Annotated in this window: 13 protein-coding genes and 1 tRNA gene; 7 read left to right on the top strand and 7 right to left on the bottom strand. The window is 67.6% G+C overall.

Annotated features, from left to right (window positions below):
- Positions 1 to 36 precede the first annotated feature (36 nt).
- Both rlmB and ASE75_RS01105 read right to left on the bottom strand, forming a co-directional pair.
- Complete coding sequence (gene rlmB / locus ASE75_RS01110; protein WP_055927561.1) at positions 37 to 780, bottom strand: 23S rRNA (guanosine(2251)-2'-O)-methyltransferase RlmB; 744 nt, start codon at positions 778 to 780, stop codon at positions 37 to 39.
- The gene (locus ASE75_RS01105) at positions 780 to 2,402 is read right to left on the bottom strand and encodes a M20/M25/M40 family metallo-hydrolase (protein WP_055927559.1); all 1,623 of its coding nucleotides are present in this window, start codon (positions 2,400 to 2,402) and stop codon (positions 780 to 782) included. The genes rlmB and ASE75_RS01105 overlap by 1 nt, the downstream gene beginning before the upstream one ends.
- Before the next feature lie 132 nt (positions 2,403 to 2,534).
- Here ASE75_RS01105 and ASE75_RS01100 point away from each other — a divergent pair.
- Positions 2,535 to 2,621, top strand: a tRNA-Tyr gene (locus tag ASE75_RS01100).
- A gap of 33 nt (positions 2,622 to 2,654) precedes the next feature.
- Here ASE75_RS01100 and ASE75_RS01095 read toward each other — a convergent pair.
- Complete coding sequence (locus ASE75_RS01095) at positions 2,655 to 3,914, bottom strand: YihY/virulence factor BrkB family protein (protein ID WP_235512459.1); 1,260 nt, start codon at positions 3,912 to 3,914, stop codon at positions 2,655 to 2,657.
- A 121-nt stretch (positions 3,915 to 4,035) separates the two neighbouring features.
- Between ASE75_RS01095 and ASE75_RS01090 the strand changes: the two genes are divergently transcribed.
- From ASE75_RS01090 to ASE75_RS01080, 3 genes are all read left to right on the top strand, one after another.
- Complete coding sequence (locus ASE75_RS01090) at positions 4,036 to 5,619, top strand: aldehyde dehydrogenase (NADP(+)) (protein ID WP_055929162.1); 1,584 nt, start codon at positions 4,036 to 4,038, stop codon at positions 5,617 to 5,619.
- On the top strand, positions 5,616 to 6,539 hold the full coding sequence (locus tag ASE75_RS01085; RefSeq protein WP_055927556.1) for a Gfo/Idh/MocA family protein: 924 nt from the start codon (positions 5,616 to 5,618) through the stop codon (positions 6,537 to 6,539). The genes ASE75_RS01090 and ASE75_RS01085 overlap by 4 nt, the downstream gene beginning before the upstream one ends.
- Positions 6,540 to 6,620: 81 nt before the next feature.
- Entirely contained in the window at positions 6,621 to 7,430 is an 810-nt protein-coding gene (locus tag ASE75_RS01080; RefSeq protein ID WP_235512458.1) for a FadR/GntR family transcriptional regulator, read from the top strand.
- 16 nt (positions 7,431 to 7,446) lie between these two features.
- Here the strand turns inward: ASE75_RS01080 and ASE75_RS01075 are convergent, their stop codons facing one another.
- Genes ASE75_RS01075 through ASE75_RS01060 form a run of 4 tightly spaced genes read right to left on the bottom strand, consistent with a single transcriptional unit; the run spans position 7,447 to position 12,921 of the window.
- Positions 7,447 to 8,511: an aldose epimerase family protein gene (locus tag ASE75_RS01075; RefSeq protein ID WP_156340035.1), complete on the bottom strand. Its 1,065-nt coding sequence runs from the start codon at positions 8,509 to 8,511 to the stop codon at positions 7,447 to 7,449.
- Complete coding sequence (locus ASE75_RS01070; protein WP_055927550.1) at positions 8,508 to 10,025, bottom strand: tryptophan halogenase family protein; 1,518 nt, start codon at positions 10,023 to 10,025, stop codon at positions 8,508 to 8,510. The genes ASE75_RS01075 and ASE75_RS01070 overlap by 4 nt, the downstream gene beginning before the upstream one ends.
- The gene (locus ASE75_RS01065) at positions 10,022 to 11,419 is read right to left on the bottom strand and encodes a tryptophan 7-halogenase (RefSeq protein ID WP_055927548.1); all 1,398 of its coding nucleotides are present in this window, start codon (positions 11,417 to 11,419) and stop codon (positions 10,022 to 10,024) included. Before ASE75_RS01065 ends, ASE75_RS01070 begins: the two co-directional genes overlap by 4 nt.
- Positions 11,416 to 12,921, bottom strand: a complete 1,506-nt coding sequence (locus ASE75_RS01060; RefSeq protein ID WP_082463722.1) for a tryptophan halogenase family protein — start codon at positions 12,919 to 12,921, stop codon at positions 11,416 to 11,418. The genes ASE75_RS01065 and ASE75_RS01060 overlap by 4 nt, the downstream gene beginning before the upstream one ends.
- 248 nt (positions 12,922 to 13,169) lie before the next feature.
- Between ASE75_RS01060 and ASE75_RS01055 the strand changes: the two genes are divergently transcribed.
- The 3 genes from ASE75_RS01055 to ASE75_RS01045 all read left to right on the top strand — a co-directional run bounded on the left by ASE75_RS01055 (position 13,170) and on the right by ASE75_RS01045 (position 18,856).
- Complete coding sequence (locus ASE75_RS01055; protein WP_082463721.1) at positions 13,170 to 16,442, top strand: TonB-dependent receptor; 3,273 nt, start codon at positions 13,170 to 13,172, stop codon at positions 16,440 to 16,442.
- A 126-nt stretch (positions 16,443 to 16,568) separates the two neighbouring features.
- The gene (locus ASE75_RS01050; RefSeq protein WP_055927541.1) at positions 16,569 to 17,822 is read left to right on the top strand and encodes an ROK family transcriptional regulator; all 1,254 of its coding nucleotides are present in this window, start codon (positions 16,569 to 16,571) and stop codon (positions 17,820 to 17,822) included.
- Positions 17,823 to 17,959: 137 nt separating this feature from the next.
- Entirely contained in the window at positions 17,960 to 18,856 is an 897-nt protein-coding gene (locus tag ASE75_RS01045; RefSeq protein WP_235512457.1) for an ROK family protein, read from the top strand.
- The last annotated feature ends 63 nt before the right edge of the window (positions 18,857 to 18,919 follow it).

Raw genomic sequence — 18,919 nt, 5'->3', positions numbered from 1 at the left:
GGGATGACGGTCGCCTACAACCCGCCGAAAATGCTTCTACCGCGCAGTCACCGCGTAGAGCGCGATGGCGGCGGCGTTCGAGACGTTCAGGCTTTCGACCTTCGGGCTGATCGGCAGCCTGGCGAGCAGGTCGCAATGCGCCTCGGTATTCTGGCGCATGCCCTCACCCTCGGCCCCCAGCACGATGCAGGTCTTCATCGGGCTCATCGCCTCGGCCAGCGTCTGGGTGGCGTGGCCGGTCAGGCCGATGCGCCAGAACTGGGCCTCGCCGATTTCGTCCAGCGCGCGGGCGAGATTGACGACGCGGAGCCACGGCACGGTTTCCAGCGCGCCGCTGGCCGACCGCGCGACCGTCCCCGATTCCGGCGGCGAGTGACGATCCTGGGTGATGACGCCCAGCGCGTCGAACGCGGCGGCCGAGCGCAGGATCGCGCCGACATTGTGCGGATCGGTCACCTGATCCAGGATGATGAGCGGGCGCTGGTCGTCACGCCCCATTTCCAGCAGGTCGCCCAGCCACATATCCTCCAGCGGCTCGACCTCGGCGACCAGCCCCTGATGCGGCGCGTCGCCCGGCACCATCCGGCCCAGATCGACGGCTTCCGCGAACGTCACCGGCAGGATCGACGGCAGGTCGAGCGCGGCCAGCGCCTCGCGCGTGCCCCAGATCTTCTTCACCACCCGGTTCGGGTTGGCGAGCGCGGCGGTCACCGCGTGGCGGCCCCAGAACTTCGGGCGGCCGGCAAAAGCCTGGCTCGGGCGGTGGCCTTTACGCGCCATCAGTCATCATCCTCGGAAATTGCAAACGGGTCGGTCACCACCGGCTTGGTTGGAACCGGCGGTCGCGGCAACGCCTTGTCCGCATTGGCCGCGCTGAGCAAGACCGATGCGAGCACGATCGACGCCTGGCGCATGTCCGTCGCCTTCAGATGGTCGAAGGTGTCGGCCGATGTATGGTGGATGCGGCTGCCGTAATCCAGCGGATCCTGGATGAACTGGAAGCCGGGAATCCCGACCGACTGCATGAAGACATGGTCGGTGCCGCCGGTCTGGCGCGCGACGACGTTGCCAGCGCCCATCGACGCGAGCGGCCCCAGCCATTCGCGGAAGATCGGCACGACCGACGGATTATTCTCCGCATACAGGCCGCGCAGTTTGCCCGAGCCATTGTCGATGTTAAAATAGGCGGCCAAATCGCCGTGACCGGGCAGCGGCGTGATCGGCCAGCGATTGGCGAAACCGTAATAGCTTTTCATGCCGCTCTGCTTCGGGTCGCCGGGTGACCCGCGCCGCGCCAGATGCTGTTCGACATAGGCCATCGACCCCAGGATGCCCTGCTCTTCGCCGGACCACAGGGCAAAGCGGATCGCGCGTTTCGGCCGGACGCCGGTGGCGGCCAGGATGCGTGCGGCTTCCATAATCATGGCCGAACCGGCGGCGTTGTCGGCCGCACCGTCGGCGGCGACCCAGCTATCGAGATGCGCGCCGGCCATGACGTATCCGGCTTTGGGGTCGGTGCCGGGGATTTCGGCGATGATGTTGTAGGCGTTGGTGTCGCTGTCGTCGAAGCGCACGTCGCTGATGATTTCCAGCGTCGGGGCGGGGCCGCTGACTGACAGGCGCGCGAGGCGGCGATAATCCTCCGCCGCGATCTGCACGCCGGGCATCGACGGGGTTTCGCCGACGCCGAACTGATAGCCCTCGCCGCTGACCAGCTTGCCGTCGCGGTACGAAATGGTGGCGAACCCGACCGCGCCCTCGGCCTTCAGGAACGCATCGAGCTTCTGCGCGAAGTCGAGCCGCTTCAGCCGGCGATCGGCGGCGGCGGGGTCATAGGAGGGCTGCTGGAACACATCGAGCTTGGCGATGTCGTCGCCGGCCAGCCGCCTGAACGCGGGGTCGGTCGGTTCGTCACCGGTGCCGGGGGCCGACAACATCACGATTTTGCCCGACAGCTTGCCGCGCCATTTGGCGAAGTCACGCTCCTTGTCGATCGGGGCGACGATGACGGGGGCGGTCAGCGCGCCGGTGGTCGCGGGCGTCCAGGCGATGGGAATCGCGGTCAGCTGCACGACGCGCGGGGTGACCATGCGGACGCTGGATCGTTCGATCGACCAGCCGCGCCCGAACGGAAACGCCTCCTTGTGGACGTTGACCAGGCCGTATCGGCGAAACTCCTCCTGCGTCCACGCCTCGGCCCGGCGCATCGCGGGGGAATTGGTCAGGCGCGGGCCGATGACGTCGGTCAGGTGCTGCGCGGTCGTCATGACCTGCGTCCGGTTGGTGCCCTCGTCGATGATCCGGTTGAGGACCGGGCTGGCGGGCTTGTCCTGCGCGGTGGCGGGCATGGCGGCGGACACGACAGCGAGCGTCGCCGTCGCGGCGAGAAACAGGTGGCGCATGGAAATCCCCCAAAGAAAACTGCTGTCGAAGGGGGTATTCTTCGATTTCCGACAGCGCAAGGCGGTTCGCGTCGTTGACAGGCGGGGTTCGCTTCGGCATGGAGCCGCCTCGCTTCGGCGAACCACGCATCTGGACAGGTGGCCGAGTGGTTAAAGGCAGCAGACTGTAAATCTGCCCGGGTTTCCCGTACGCTGGTTCGAATCCAGCCCTGTCCACCACCGCCCGTTTGCGCCGGGCCGCACCGATAATCGTCAGACTTTGGTCCCCGGTCGCTTCGACCATGCGAGCCAGCCGGCCAGCGCCAGCACCGCTACACCGGCGGGATGGCCGCGCCGCAGCATCGCGAGGCCGCCGGCCGCGCCAAGCGCCGGTCCCATGCCGCCACCGATGACACCCGCCGCCGCCGACATGCCGCGATGATCGCCGGGCCGTCGCGCCGCCGCCACATCCGCCAGTTCCACGGTCGCCGCCGCATCCTCGGGCATGGTGTCGGCGACGGTCGCGCCGCGCTGGCCCATCGGCCGGGCCGGTCCCTTCGTGGTGTCGGGCATCACATGATGTTCCAGCTCGGAATTGAGTTCGGCCCCGAGCAGGAAGATATAGGCCGACAGCCACAGCCAGGTCAGCAGCACGACCAGCGCGCCGAGCGACCCGTATGTGGCGTCATAGCTGCCGAAATTGCGGACATAGAGGCCGAAGCCGGTGGTCATGGCCAGCCATATGACGGTCGCCAGCACCGATCCCGGCGTCAGCCAGCGCCAGCGGGCATGATCGCGCGACGGGCCATAGCGATACAGCGTCGACGCCGCCGCCATCGTCAGGCCGGCGAGCAGCAGGTAGCTGGTCAGCCGCATTGCGGTCAGCACGAACGCCGGTGCCTCCGGCATCAGCGAATCCAGAAAGGCGACGGCGGCGACCGTCGTCATCGCCATGATCGCAAGCAGAACCGCCCCGGCGGTGATTGCCAGCGATACCAGATTCTGGCGGATGAAGCCGCGCTTCTCGCGCTCCTCATACACCACGTTCAGCGCGGTCACGATCGCGCCCGCGCCCTTCATCGCGCCGTAGAGCGCCAGCGCCAGCGCGATGAGCAGGCCCAGGCCCTGCTTGCCCTCCGACCCCGTCACCGCCGTCATCAACTGGTCGCCGATCATGCGGGCAACGTCGGCGGGCATGACGGTCATCAGCGACCGCATGTTGTCGATGACGGTCCGCGGCTCGGCGACCAGCCCATAGACCAGCACGACCGCGCCGAGCAGGGGGACGATCGACAGGAAGCCGTAAAAGGCGACGCCGGCGGCGATCAGGCCGATATTGTCCTCGCCACCCTCGCGCCAAGTGCGGCGCAGGACATCCTTCCAGCCGGCGAAGGGGATGGCGGACGGGCTGGCCGCGTCACGACCGCGGGGATGGGGGATGGCGGCGGCCGTGTGGGTCTGAAGCGTGGCGATGGCGGGAGGCTCCGGTCTTGCAGGTAGGGGGCGTGCATCCGATAGCGCGTGGTGCGCCAAGGCGTTCCGACATGACAACGATTGATGGCGGGCCGGTGCCTGCTCGACATGGCCGGGTTGCGCCGATTCGGCCTGACTGCTATCGTATATGTCTGAGTTTTCACGGATGCGGGATGGCGACATGATTAACGGTTCTTTCCTTATCGGGTCGACCGAGGCGACCGGCGATGACCGGTTTGCGGGCGTGAACCCGGCCACCGGCAAGGCGCTGGAGCCGATGTTCTTCGCCGCCGGGGCCGACGACGTGACCCGCGCCTGCGATCTGGCGGCCGCGGCGTTTCCGAGCTTTTCCGAAACCGATCCCGAAACACGCGCGAAGTTCCTCGAATCCATCGGCGAGCATATCGTGGCCCTTGGCGACGACCTGATCGTACGCGCGATGGCCGAGAGCGGCCTGCCCCGCGCGCGGCTGGAGGGCGAGCGCGGGCGCACCGTGGGTCAGCTGAAGCTGTTCGCCGGCGTCGTGCGCGAGGGCGAATGGGTCCATGCGACGATCGACACCGCGATGCCCGATCGTGCGCCGCTGCCGCGTCCCGACCTGCGTCGCCGTCACCTGTCGGTCGGACCGGTCGCGGTGTTCGGTGCGAGCAACTTCCCGCTCGCCTTTTCGGTCGCCGGTGGCGACACCGCGTCGGCGTTTGCGGCCGGCAGCCCGGTTGTCGTGAAGGGGCATCCGGGTCACCCCGGTACCGGCGAGATGGTCGCGCGCGCGATCCAGGCCGCGGTCAAGGATTGCGGCCTGCATCCCGGCGTCTTCTCGTACCTGCCCGGCCCCAGCAACGATCTGGGCGGGGCGCTGGTGTCCAATCCGAACATCAAGGCGGTCGGCTTTACCGGATCGCGCGCCGGCGGCATGGCGCTGGTCGAGATCGCCGCCAGGCGCCCCGAGCCGATCCCGGTCTATGCCGAGATGAGCGCGATCAACCCGGTCATCCTGTTCCCGGCGGCGCTGAAGGCGCGCGGCGCGGCCCTGGCCCCGGCGTATATCCAGTCGCTGACGATGGGCGCGGGCCAGTTCTGCACCAATCCCGGGCTGCTGATCGCGGTCGACAGCCCCGATCTGGACGCGTTCCTCGACGCGGCGGGCAAGGCGATGACCGAAGCACAGGCGCAGCAGATGCTGACGCCGGGTATCCACGACGCGTTCGCGCGCGGTGTTGAGGCGCTGGCATCGCATGACGCGGTGACGACGGTTGCGCGCGGGCTGGTCGGCGAGGGCGTCAATCAGGCGCAGGGCGCACTGTTCCGCACCGACGCGCAGAGCTTCCTGGCCGACGCGGCGCTGGGGCATGAGGTGTTCGGATCGTCGTCGATCGTCGTGACCGTCAAGGACATGGCCGAGGCGGCATCGGTGCTGGCGCAGCTGGAGGGTCAGCTGACCGCGACGCTGCTGATGGATCCCGAGGACGAGGCGCAGGCGGCCGAACTGGTGCCGCTGATCGCGACGAAGGTGGGGCGTATCCTCGCCAATGGCTGGCCGACGGGTGTCGAGGTCTGTCACGCAATGGTCCATGGCGGGCCGTTCCCGGCGACGTCGGATACGCGCACGACGTCGGTCGGGACGCTGGCGATCGAACGGTTCCTGCGCCCGGTCTGTTACCAGAACCTGCCGCAGGCGATGCTGCCGGCGTGCCTTCGTGACGACAATCCGTGGAAGATCGCACGCCGCGTCGACGGCGTGCTGGAACAGGCGACGGCAGCATGACGATCCGCATCGCAATCGTCGGCGTCGGCAAGATCGCGCGGGACCAGCATGTGCCCGCGATCACCAATTCGCCGGACTTCGACCTGGTGGCGACCGCCAGCCGCAACGGCGGCGTCGAGGGGGTGCCCGCCTATCACGACCTGACGGCAATGCTGGCGGGCGGCGAGACGATCGACGCGGTGGCGCTCTGCCAGCCGCCGCAGGTCCGCTATGCCGCCGCGCGTGAGGCGATTCTGGCCGGCAAGCATGTCTTTCTGGAAAAGCCGCCCGGCGCGACGCTGAGCGAGGTGAAGGCACTGGCCGACCTGGCGCGCGACCGCGGCGTGACGCTGTTCGCCAGCTGGCATTCGCGGTGTGCGTCCGGCGTGGCGGCGGCGCGCGACTGGCTGGCCGCGCGGACCATCACGCGCGTGTCGGTCGCGTGGAAGGAGGACGTCCGGCACTGGCATCCGGGACAGGCGTGGATCTGGGAAGCCGGTGGCCTTGGCGTGTTCGATCCGGGCATCAACGCGCTGTCGATCGTGACCGCGATCCTGCCGCGCCCGTTCTTCCTGACCGACGCCGTGCTGGAGTTTCCGGCCAATCGCGCAGCACCGATCGCGGCGACGCTGACGTTTCAGGACAGCCACGACGTGCCGATCGACGCGGTCTTCGACTGGCGGCAGACCGGCCCGCAGACCTGGGATATCCGCGTCGAGACCAGCGACGGTGTCCTGCTGCTGTCGAAGGGCGGCAGCGAAATGTCGATCGACGGCGTGGCGCAGGATCTGCCGCCGGAAGCCGAATATCCCGGCCTGTACGATCGCTTTGCCGGACTCGTGAAGGCGAGGCAAAGCGATGTCGACGTCAGCCCGCTGCGTCATGTCGCCGATGCTTTCTTGCGCGGACGGCACGACAGGGTCGACGCGTTTGAGGATTGAGGGTGCCGGCCCTGCTCGACAAGCGGCCCGCCGTTTCTCATAAGAGGCGGGCCGGCGTGGCGGGAATGGTGGAAAAGGACGATGTCTGCGATGCAACCGGATACGCCGGACAGGGGTAATCCGGGCCAGACTGATCCGGCTCCCATCGACACGGGTTGGGTCGAGCCGGAGAAGATCCGGCTGCCGTTCGAGACGGGCGCGGCGCGGCGAATCCATGGCTCGATCGCGCATGACCTGGGCATCGCCATCCTGACCGGTGCATATGTGCCGGGCGATGTCCTGCCGGGTGAGATCGAGTTCAGCGAGCGGTTGCAGGTATCGCGCAGCGCATATCGCGAGGCGGTGCGGATCCTTGCCGCCAAGGGGCTGGTGGAGAGCCGGCCCAAGACCGGAACGCGCGTCAGCGAGCGCAGCCGCTGGAACGTGCTCGATCCCGACGTGCTGGCCTGGACCTTCGCCTCCGAACCCAGCGAGAGCCTGGTCCGGGGATTGTTCGAGCTGCGCATGATCGTCGAGCCGTCGGCGGCCGAACTGGCGGCGCAGCGGCGGACCGAGGCGGATCTGGCGACGATGCGTCAGGCGCTGGACGAAATGCAGCGATGCGGCCTGTCGACCGAGGAGGGGCGCACCGCCGACCAGCAATTCCATCAGGCGGTGCTGGCGGCGACGCGCAACGCGCCGCTGGTCGCGCTGGCCAGCTCGATCGCGGCGGCGGTGACCTGGACGACGATCTTCAAGCAGCGCAACCATGCGCCGCCGCGCGACCCGATGCCGGATCACTGGCGGATCTATCAGGCGATCGTCGATGCCGATCCGGCGGCGGCGCGCACGGCGATGACCGAGCTGGTGCGGCTGGCGCTGGAAGATACCGAGCCGCTGCTGAAGGCGTGAGGGGTGGTCGACCGTCTCAGGTGTCGACCGACAACCGGTAGATGATCCGCGCGCAATAGGTCGCGCCTGGATCCAGCCGGGCGGAGCCGAACGCCGGCTGGTTGGGCGTGTCCGGGAACAGCTGCGGTTCCAGCGCGAGTCCGTCCGACTGGCGGTAGGCGCGGCCGGCCTTGCCGATCGCGCGGCCATCGAGAAAATTGCCGCTGTAGAGTTGCAGGCCCGGCTGGTCGGTTTCCAGTGTCAGCACACGGCCGGAGGCGGGGTCGGTGACGGTGGCGGCGACGCGCATCCCGTCCGCGTCCCCGGCGCGCAGGACGTAATTATGGTCATAGCCCTGACCCAGCCGGATCTGGTCGTCGCTCGCGTCGCGGATCCGGTCGCCGATGGCACGGGGCTGGCGGAAGTCGAACGGTGTGCCGGCAACAGGGCGGATCTCGCCGGTCGGAATCATCGTCGCATCGACCGGCAGGCAGGCGTCGGCGGCGATCGTCAGCTGGTGCGACAGGATCGACGTGCCTGATCCTTCTCCGGTCAGGTTGAAGAAGCTGTGGTTGGTCAGGTTGACGATCGTCGGCGCGTCGGTGGTCGCGGTGTAGGTGACGTGCAGCGCGTCGCTGTCGTCGAGTTCGTAAGTCGCGGTGACGTGCAGTTCGCCGGGATAGCCCTGGTCGCCGTCCGGGCTGGTCAGTGTCAGTGTCACCGCCGACGCGGCGGCATCGGCGATCGTCCAGCAGCGGGTGTCGAACCCGTCCTCGCCACCATGCAGGCTGTTTTCGCCATTGTTGCAGGCGATGGCATAGGCTTTGCCGTCGATCGCGAACCGGCCGTGGCGGATGCGGTTGGCGTAGCGGCCGACGGTCACGCCGAAATAGCGCCGTTCCGCCAGATATTCGGCCAGTGTTGCGTGACCCAGGACGATGTCGGCCATCGTCCCGTCGCGGTCGGATGCTGTCAGTGCCTGCAACGTCGCGCCATAGGTCAGGACACGGGCGGTCAGGCCGTTGCGGTTGGTCAGCGTCACCGCCGCGACCACCTGTCCACCGGGCATGGTGCCGAACGACGCGATCTGCGCGCGCGTCATACCCGCGTGCCCATCGCGCAATGCTGGCGGATGAAGTCGGCGTGGCTCGGCATCGCGCCGACACACGCCCGGATATGCCCGCGCATGTGATCGAGCGCGGCGGCGAGGCGGGTTTCGTCGAGCGCGTCGACGATCGGGTCGTAGCCGTCGGGAATCACGCCCTGACCGTACAGCACCGCGACCCAGCTTGCGATCTCGAACAGTTCGTCGTCGTAGCGGAAGAAGCGGCCTTTCTGCCGGAACAGTTCGATCTTGGACGACAGGCTGTCGGGCAGTTCCATGGTGCGGACATGGTTCCAGAACGGTGTGTCGTTACGGGTCGTGGCGGCATAATGCAGGATGATGAAGTCCCGCACGCCGTCATAGCTGCGGATCATCAGCCGGTTATATTCCGCACGCTCGATGGCGGCGAAGCGGCGGTCGGGCAGCAGCGCCAGCAGCTTTGAGATACCGGTCTGGATCAGATGGATGCTGGTCGATTCCAGCGGCTCCAGGAACCCGCCGGCAAGGCCCAGCGCGACGACATTGCCCTCCCAGAACCGGTCGCGGCGGCCGGCCTTGAACGACAGGTGGCGCGCGTCTCCGGTCGGCGGTCCGGCCAGGTTCGCCCGCAACGTCGCCTCGGCGGTGGCCGGGTCCATGAACGCGTCGGCATAGACCATGCCGTTGCCGGTCCGGTGCTGGAGCGGGATCCGCCATTGCCAGCCGGCATCGCGCGCGATCGCCATGGTATAGGGCGCGGGCGGGCCGACCGTCGCGGTCGGCATCGCGACCGCGCGGTTGCAGGGCAGCCAGTGACTCCAGTCTTCATACCCCACGCCCAGCGTGTCGCCGAGCAGCAGGCTGCGGAAGCCCGAGCAGTCGATGAACAGGTCGCCGGCAACGGTCCGGCCATCGTCCAGCATCAGCGTGGTGACATGGCCGCTCTCGCCATCGCGGTCGACCTGCGTGATCCGCCCCTCAAGCCGGGTGACGCCATTGCCTTCCGCATAGCCGCGCAGGTAGCGGGCATAGAGCGTGGCGTCGATGTGGAAGGCATAGGCCGGGCGGCTGAACGGCGATCGGGGGTCGCCGGCCTGTCGCGCGAACCGGCCGGCGGCGGAGGCGACCGCACACGGGCTGTAATCGGACAGCGGGGCCGCCTTGCCCATGCCGGCGAGCTTGGCCCAGATATGGTGGAATTGCAGCCCCTCCATCGTCTGGCCATACTGGCCGAAGGGATGGAGATAGCGATCGCCGATCTTGCCCCAGTCGGAAAACTCGATCCCCAGTTTGAAGGTGCCGCCGACCTCGGCGAGGAACACGTCCTCGTCGATGCCGAGCATCTGGTTGAAGAAATTGATGGTCGGGATCGTCGCCTCGCCGACGCCGACCGTCCCGATCGCGTCGCTTTCGATCAGCGTCACGCGCGTCGTGTCGTTGGCGACGAAGCGGGAGAGGGCGGCGGCACACATCCAGCCGGCGGTGCCGCCGCCGACGATCACGATGTCGCGCAAGGCTTGCGGGTCGGTCATGCGCGAGTCTTTCGTGGCGGCAGGGTGTCGACGTGGCGCGGGGCCAGCGCGACGGCCCGGGCAATGGCGGCGCGGTGGCCGGCGGCAAGGCGGTCGAACGCGGCCGGCTCCACCGTGTCGAGCAGGGCGTCGGCGACGCGCGGGCGCTCGCCAAGCCCCATCAGCACCGCCAGCCAGCGGTCGCGCCCGACGAGGTCGCCGTCCTGATGCGGCAGGCGGCCCCGCTGGCGAAACAGCGCAAGGGCCGCTTCCAGTTCCGGGGGCAATTCGGGCGGGCAAGGAGCATCGGCCTTGCCGGCGACGTGGTGGAGGATCGTAAAGTCGCGCATCCGGTCAGCCTCGTCGCGCCATTCGTGGTTGTAATGGTCGATCTCGACGCGCGCGAAGCCGGTGTCGGGCAGCAGCGCGACGATGCGGTCGATCGCGGCGTGGAGCAGGCGGAGGTGCGGAGATGCCAGCGGCTCGATCTCGACCGCCGCATCCCCGACGCTGACGCAATTGCCGATCCAGGCGGCGATGCGGCGGCCCTGTGCCATCGAGACGCCCTCGCCGCCGGTGCGGACCTGAACGGTCAGCGTACGGTCGCTCAAGGGAACCGCGAGGTGCCAGCCGCCTTTGCGAGCCGTCGCGATATCGACCGGGGGCAGGGCGGGATCGGCGGGCGCGGTGCCGAACACCAGCCGGTTGGCGGGCAGCCAGCCGGACCAGTCGACCCGGTCGCCGCCGCCGGGCAGGCGGGTGAGCAGGACCGCGTCAGGGCCGCTCGCGTCGACATAGAGGTCGGCAACCAGCGTGCCTCCGGCGACCGTCAGGCCGGTGATCCGGTCGCCCGACACGGACGCCGACACCAGCGGCGGCGTGTCCTGCACGCCCAGATGGCGGGCATAGGCGCACATATAGTCGCGGTAGCGCGCCGGATCGGCGGCCAGCCCGGTTTCGTAGGCGCACATCGGCGAGGCGGGATCGTCGTCGGGGGCGATGAAGCGATTGGCGGCGGCGAGCATCGCGGCCGGTGACTGTGCGTCGAACGGTCCGGCATCGTCGGCGCGCGCCCAGAGCAGATGGAAGGCGGCGGCCCCGGTTGGCACGCCGTACTGGCCATAAGCGACGGTGACGGGCGTGTCGGTCCATCCGACCAGCCGCACCCCGAGCCGGTGGACGCCCTCGACCGCGTCGAACACCTGCCGTTCGCCCAATCCCATCGCTGCGTGGAACGCGACCGCTGACGGAGTCATCGTCGCCAGTTGGTCGGTCGCAGCCGGCGTGGCCCCCGCAACCGGCACCACCCGGACGACGACGCCGGGCAGGCGGCGGGCGAGCGCGGCGGCGGTGGTCCAGCCTGACAGGCCATCGCCGACGACCGCGATCGTGCGGATCGGGGCCGGCATCGTCATGCGGCCATGCTCGCGCCGCGCCGGGCGATATAGGCGGCGTGATCGGGCATGCTCTGCGCGAATGCCTGCGTCTCGCGCGCCAGCCGGTCCATCGCGGCGGCGAGCTGATCGGCGGGAATCGCCATCGCCCGCTGGTCTATGCCCTGCTGGGCCACGCGTTGCCCCAGATACACCGCGACCCAGCTGGGTTCCAGGAACAGCCCCTCGCCATATTGCACGATCCGCCCGCGCCGGCGGAACAGCTCCATCTTGGCGGCCAGCGTGTCGGGGATCGTCATGGTGCGGACATGGTCCCAGAACGGCGAATCGTCACGGGTGGTCGCGTGATAATGCAGGATCAGGAAATCGCGGATGCGGTCATATTCCAGGTCGACCTTGCGGTTGAACGCGTCGCGATCGACCGAAACGACCGGCTCACCGGGGGTAGGGAACAGCTCGATCAGCGTCTGCACCGCCAGCTGGACCAGATAGATGCTGGTCGATTCCAGTGGCTCCAGGAACCCGCCCGCCAGCCCGACGCCCAGTACGTTGCCGACCCAGCTGCGCGCGCGCCGTCCGGCCCTGAACCGCAGTTTGCGGGGGGAGACGATCGGCGCGGATTCCATCGCCTGCACCAGCGAATCCTCCGCCGCGCCATCGTCGACATGCGCGCTGCTGTAGACATAGCCGTTGCCGACCCGGTGCTGGAGCGGGATCCGCCAGCGCCAGCCGGCCGGCATCGCCGCGGCGGTGGTGTAGGGCGCCAGCGGGCCGACACCACCGCACGGTGCCGCGATCGCGCGGTCGCACGGCAGCCAGTGCGACCAGTCCTGAAACGGTTCGGCCATCGTGCCGCCGAGCAGCAGCGAGCGGAAGCCCGAACAGTCGATGAACAGATCGCCGGTCACGATCGTGCCGTCGGCCAGCGTCAGCGCGGTCACGTCGCCGCTTTGCGCGTCCTGCGTCACGTCGACCACGCGGCCCTCGGTACGGGTGACGCCGCGGTCTTCCGAGAAGCGGCGCAGATAGGGGCCGAACAGCGTGGCGTCGAACTGATAGGCATAGCCGAAGCCCGGCACGGCGGCGTCCGGGTCGTCATGCGGCGCAAACTTCGCCATGCGGGCGGCGACCACCGGCAGCGAATAGGCCTCCAGCGGCGCGGCGCGTCCTTGCGCGGCCATGCGCGACCAGAACTGGTGGAAGGCGATGCCGTCGATATCGCGGCCGAAGGTGCCGAACGGATGGATATAGCTGTCGCCGATCCGGCCCCAGTCGCGGAATTCGATACCCAGTTTGTAGGTCGCACGAGTCGCGGCCATGAACGCGGATTCGTCCAGCCCGAGGCGTTCGTTGAAGGCGCGCAAATGGGGAAGGGTGGCCTCGCCGACGCCGACGATGCCAATCTCCTCCGACTCGATCAAATGGACCGACGCCCGGCCCGGCAGCAGTGCTGCCAGCGCGGCCGCCGCCATCCAGCCTGCGGTGCCGCCGCCCACGATCACGACCTCGACTGGTTTCGTCATGCCAACGCATCCTCTCGCCACGGGTATTTTCCGCATGTCCGACTATGCGCCTTCGGGCAATTGTGTCCTTGCTGCAACAAATAACCCAAATTGAAAATATAAATTGGGTGCGCTACCATTTCGCTATTGTCGGACATCGCCCGACTGTGGTCCAAGGCGCTGGAACACAGCGCCGGACTGTCGCGCGCTGCACGAAATCCGAACCGGGCACAGGGCCGGGCGGTCGAATGGGAGGGGACTGAATAGCCATGCAAAACTCGATGATTTCCCGCGCGTCCAAGCGCGACCTGATGTTGAAGGCCGGTGTATCCGCGCTGGCGCTGATGGTGACGACCGCCGCCCACGCGCAGGTCGCGCCGACCGCCGGCGAAACCTCGCCGCAGTCGGCCGCGGGCAGCGCGGTGAAGGCGCCGTCGTCGACGCCGAGCGACATCGCGACCCAGTCGACCACCGACCAGACCGCCGTGACCCCGGCCGAGATCGACACCCCGGCCGCCGATGACGGGTCCGAGGATATCGTCGTCACCGGCCTGCGCCAGTCGCTCGCCAACGCCCAGTCGCTGAAGCGCAACGCCGACACCGTCGTCGACGCGGTGACCGCCGAGGACATCGGCGCACTGCCCGACCGGTCGGTCAACGAGGCGCTGCAGCGCATCCCCGGTATCGCGATCAGCCGTTTCGCCGCACCCAGCGATTCCGCGCATTTCTCGGTCGAGGGTTCGGGCGTCGTGATCCGCGGCCTCAGCTATGTCCGTGGCGAGTTTAACGGACGTGACAGCTTCGCGGTCGCCGGTGGTCGCGAGATCGGCTTCAACGACGTGCCGAGCGAGCTGGTCGGCTCGATCGAGGTGTACAAGAACAACACCGCCGATCTGATCGAAGGCGGCATTTCCGGCACGGTCAACATCAACACCCGCAAGCCGTTCGATTCGAAAGAGCGCCTGATCTACATGTCGGGTTCGATGAGCTATGGCGACATGGCGAAGCGGGGCGCGCCGTCGGCCGTCGGCCTGTTCAGCCAGCAGTGGGACCTGCCCGATGGCGGTCGCGTCGGCTTCCTGGCGAGCGGCAGCTATTCGCAGCAGTTCAGCCGGTCGGACGCGGTGTTCATCTCGGCGATGCTGCCGCGCTACAATGACGACAGGAACGGCAACGGCACGCAGGATGCCGGCGAGGGCCGCACCATCAACGCCGGTACCGCCTATCAGACCACGTTGTTCGACACCTATCCGGTCCCGGCCGGTCGCAACCTGGTGTATGTGCCGATGGGTGGCGGCAACCGGACCCAGTCGTTCGACCGTGTCCGCATCGGTGCATCGGCCGCGGCGCAGTATGAGAACGCCAGCCGCAGCGTGTTGCTGACCGCACAGTATCTGTTGACCGATTCGCGTCAGAACTGGATCGAGCACACGATCGAGCCGAGCGTCGGGCTGGCTGATTCCGTGCTCATCAAGCCGGTGGCCGGGACGACTCCGACCTATGACGAGAACGGCGTGTTTACCAGCGGGTCGCTGAACCGCCCGATCGGTGGCATCTTCGGCAATCTGCCCAATGGCGGCGGCTTCGGACAGCTCAACCAGTTCGCGTCGAACGGTGGTCCGGTGACCTTCGCGAACCGCTTCACCGACGGTCAGGCGGTTACGCAGGACTTCGCGCTGAACGGCAAGTTCGAGCCGACCGAGCGCCTGCACATCAACGTCGACGCGCAATATGTGAAATCGACGTCGAACAGCATCGACGACAACGCCGGTACCAACAGCTTTGCCGGCTACAACATCGACCTGACCGGCAAGTCGCCGAGTGTGACGTTCCAGCCGCAGGGTCGCGACACGGCGGCGTATTTTGCCAACCCGTCGTCGATCTATATCCAGAACGGCATGAACAACCGGACCGACAATGACGGTCACGAATGGGCGTTCCGTGGCGATGCGGTCTATGATTTCAGCGAGGACGGCTTCCTGCGCAAGGTCGCGGTCGGTGGTCGCTATTCGACGCGCGACCAGACGGTCCGCACCAACGACTACAACAACTGGGGTGCCGTATCGGATACCTGGACCAGCGGTGGTCCGGCCGGGCTGAACAACTTCCCGGGTCAGACCGAACTGTTCAATTACGAGGATTTCTATCGCAACCAGTCGACCCAGCCGCCGTCGACCAATTACATCTCCGACGAGATCATGCGCGACCATGACGCGCTGACGGCGCTGCTGCGTGCGGCAACGAAGGTCGGCGGCGGGTTCTACACCCCGCTTGAGGATCGTTCGGATCTGGTCGACAAGTATTTCCGTGCCAACGAATATTACCGCAACAAGGAAACGACGTGGGGCGGCTACGCCCGTGCCGACTTCGGCGTGTCGGACTTCGGCAACGGCATGTCGCTGACGGGTAACGTGGGCCTGCGCTTCGTTCGTACCAAGGACGAATCGTTCGGCGCGCTGACCTATCCGCAGCGCAACCAGGTGCTGCCGGCGCAATATGGCTCGGTCACGCAATATTGCGCCGATCCCACGCTTCAAACCGTACCGGCCGTCTGTCTTCTGACCCCGGCGCAGCAGAATGCCGCGGTGGCATTCGCCAACGGCGCATCGTTCCCGGACGTCGCGACGCAGTCCTTCAACCACTGGCTGCCAAGCGCGAACATCAAGCTGCAGGTCACGCCGACGCTGCTGTTCCGTGCGGCCGGCTCCAAGGCGATTTCGCGTCCCAGCTTCGGCGATCTGCGCAACTATGTCGGCGTCAACGCCGCGCAGGGTCGTGGCACGTTCGGCTTCGCGGCAACGTCGCGCAATCCGTTCCTGCGGCCGGTCGAAGCCAAGCAGTTCGATCTGACCGCCGAGTGGTATTTCGCCAAGGTTGGCTCGCTGACCGGTGCGGTGTTCTACAAGGAACTGTCGAACATCATCCTCGACAACGCCGGCTTTACCCGGACGCTGACCAACAACGGCCAGACGTTTGACATCACGGTGAACGGTCCGGCCAACGTTCCGGGTACCGGCAAGATCAAGGGTGCCGAGCTGAGCTATCAGCAGACCTATGACTTCCTGCCGGGCGTCCTGAGCGGTCTGGGAACGCAGGCGACGTTCACCTATGTCGACCCGAGCAACATCCCGAACGGCGTCGCGTCGAACCCCGACCCCAACAACGCGCCGCCGATCGACACTGCGGTATTGTACGCCAACCTGCCGCTCGCCGGTCTGTCGAAGTACAATTTCAACGTGTCGGCGTTCTACGACAAGTTCGGCATCTATGCCCGTATCGCCTATAGCTGGCGCTCGGAGTTCCTGCTGACCAACCGCGACTGCTGCTTCCCGTTCCTGCCGGTGTTCGCATCGGCCGGCGGTCAGGCGGACGGTTCGCTGTTCTACACGGTCAACAAGCAGTTCAAGATCGGCCTGCAGGTTCAGAACCTGCTCGATCAGACGACCAAGACCACTTACGGGCTTGGCGGCGATCTGCGAGCGGCGCGTTCGTTCTTCAAGAGCGATCGCCAGTTCCAGCTGAGCGTCCGCCTGACGCTCTGATCCGGTCGCGCGGACCGGCGGCATCGACCTATATGCCACCGGTTCTCCGTCTCGCGCGTGTGTAAAAGGTGACGGCGCGGGCCGCAGGGTATACCCTGCGGCCCGCGTGCGTTGCGAAGGGACTCTATGGCGTTCGATCTTGCCGATTTCGGACCACCCGCCAGTGGCGGAACCAGTGCCAGCGACCGGGCGGCGCGACTGGGTGCCAGCCTGTCGGGCACCAACCTGGCGCGCGCGGGCGACTACAACCAGCGTGTCGTGTTGCAGGCGGTGCGCCGCAACCCCGACATCACCCGCGCCGAAATCGCGCGGATGACCGGGCTGACCGCGCCGACCATCGCCAACATCACCGGGCGTCTCTTCGAGGCCGACCTGATCGTCGATGCTGGCCGGACGCAGGGCGGGCGCGGCCAGCCTGCCACGCGGTTGCAGATCAATCCCGACGGCTGTTTTGCGGTCGGCCTGAACATCGACCGCGATCATGTGACGCTGGTGGCGCTGGACCTTGCGGGTACGGTGCGCTCGCGGTTTACCCGTCAGATCGCCTTCGCCATGCCGGGCGACGTCTGCGACATCGTGCGCGACGCGGTCGAGGCGATCCGCACCAGCGGCAGCATCGACATGAACCGCGTCCTGGGCGTCGGCGTGGCCCTGCCCGATGATCTCGGGCGCGTGACCATGCCGCACCGCCCGGCGGCGTATGCCCGGTGGGACGGACTGGACGTGGCCGCGCTGATCGGTGGCGTCGTGCCCTGGTCGATCCATATCGACAACGACGCGGCGGCGGCGGCGATCGGCGAGGCGCAGTTCGGCAGCGGCCACGACCACAGCAGCTTCTTCTATCTGCTGGTCAGCGCGGGGCTTGGCGGTGGACTGGTGATCGACGGATCCTATGTCCGTGGCGCGACCGCGCGCAGCGGCGAGATCGGCTTCCTGCCCCTGGAGCCGGGCCATCCGGGCGGCCATGCCGGGGGGGGCGTGTTGCAGGATCTGGTGTCGCTGTCGGGCCTGACCGCGCGGCTGGAGGCGGCAGGCTTCACGCGCGGGCTGGATGACCCGACGATCGCGCTGCCGACCGGTTCCGGGGCCGTCGTCGCCGCCTGGATAGCCGATGCGGCCGATGCGTTGGCGTCGCCGCTGATCGCGGTGAATTGCCTTATCAATCCCGCGGCGGTGCTGGTCAGCGGACGGTTGCCGGACAATATTCTCGACCGGCTGGCGATCGCCGCCTATGAACGGCTGCGTGACCGCGCAGGCGTGCTGCCGGCGGCCGCACCGATCCGCCGGGCGACACTGTCACGCGATGCGCCGGCGGTGGGCGCGGCGATCCTGCCGTTTCTCGACCGGATGCTGCCGTCCGATTCGATCCTGATGAAATAAACGCGTGGTGGCTGGACTAACCAATTCAAATTGACTTTATTAAACCGGGGGCACACTGGTAACACCACATGCAGCGGTCACAGGCCGCGCATGACGGGAGAGGGCGACGCGCCCCGAAAACAGGGAGCGCCAACAACGTGATACAGATCGGCATTGATTTCGGCGGCACCAAGATCGAGGCCGCCGCGCTGGACGCGACCGGCCGGTTCCTGACGCGGGTGCGCACCCCCAACCCCGGCAATTACGACCAGGCCATTCTGGACGTCCGCGATCTGATCGCGCGGGCCGAGCAGGAGGCGGGCGCGTCCGGCACGATCGGCATCGGCACACCGGGGTCGATCAGCCCGCGCACCGGCAGGATGCGCAATTCCAATTCGACCTATCTCAACGGTCGCACCTTTCGCGAGGATCTGGAGGTCGCGCTGGGCCGCGAGATCCGCATGGCCAATGACGCGAATTGTCTGGCCCTGTCCGAAGCGGTCGACGGGGCGGCGGCGGGGGCGCGGATCGCCTTTGCGGTGATCGTCGGCACCGGCGTCGGTGGTGGGCTGGTCGTCGACGGGCAGATCGTCGAGGGCGCGAACGGGATCGGCGGCGAATGGGGCCACATTCCGCTGCCATGGATGCGCGGGGACGAGTTTCCGGGGCCGGAATGCTGGTGCGGCCAGCGTGGCTGCCTCGATATCCAGATTTCGGGCACCGGGCTGACCCGCGATCACACCGCGCGGACCGGGCATCATCTGGACGGGCCGGCGATCATCCAGGCGGCGCGACGCGGTGCAGCGGACGCGACCGCAACGGTCGAGGCCTATGTCGACCGTCTTGGCCGCGCGATGGCGTTGCTGGTCAACGTCATCGACCCCGACGTGTTCGTGATGGGCGGCGGCATGTCGAACGTGGAGGAAATCTACGACCGGCTGCCCGACGTCATCCGGCGCTATACCTTTGCCGACGCGTGGGAGGGGGCGATCGTGCCGGCCAAATGGGGCGACAGTTCGGGCGTGCGCGGCGCGGCGCGGCTCTGGGCGATGTAGCGGCGGGCGGCGGGTCTGTCGGCGACAGTACAGGACGCCGTTGTTGCCTGCAGTACCTATGCC

Source organism: Sphingomonas sp. Leaf17 (assembly GCF_001421505.1).
GTDB lineage: Bacteria > Pseudomonadota > Alphaproteobacteria > Sphingomonadales > Sphingomonadaceae > Sphingomonas.
This window is presented reverse-complemented; position numbering and strand designations above follow the sequence as displayed.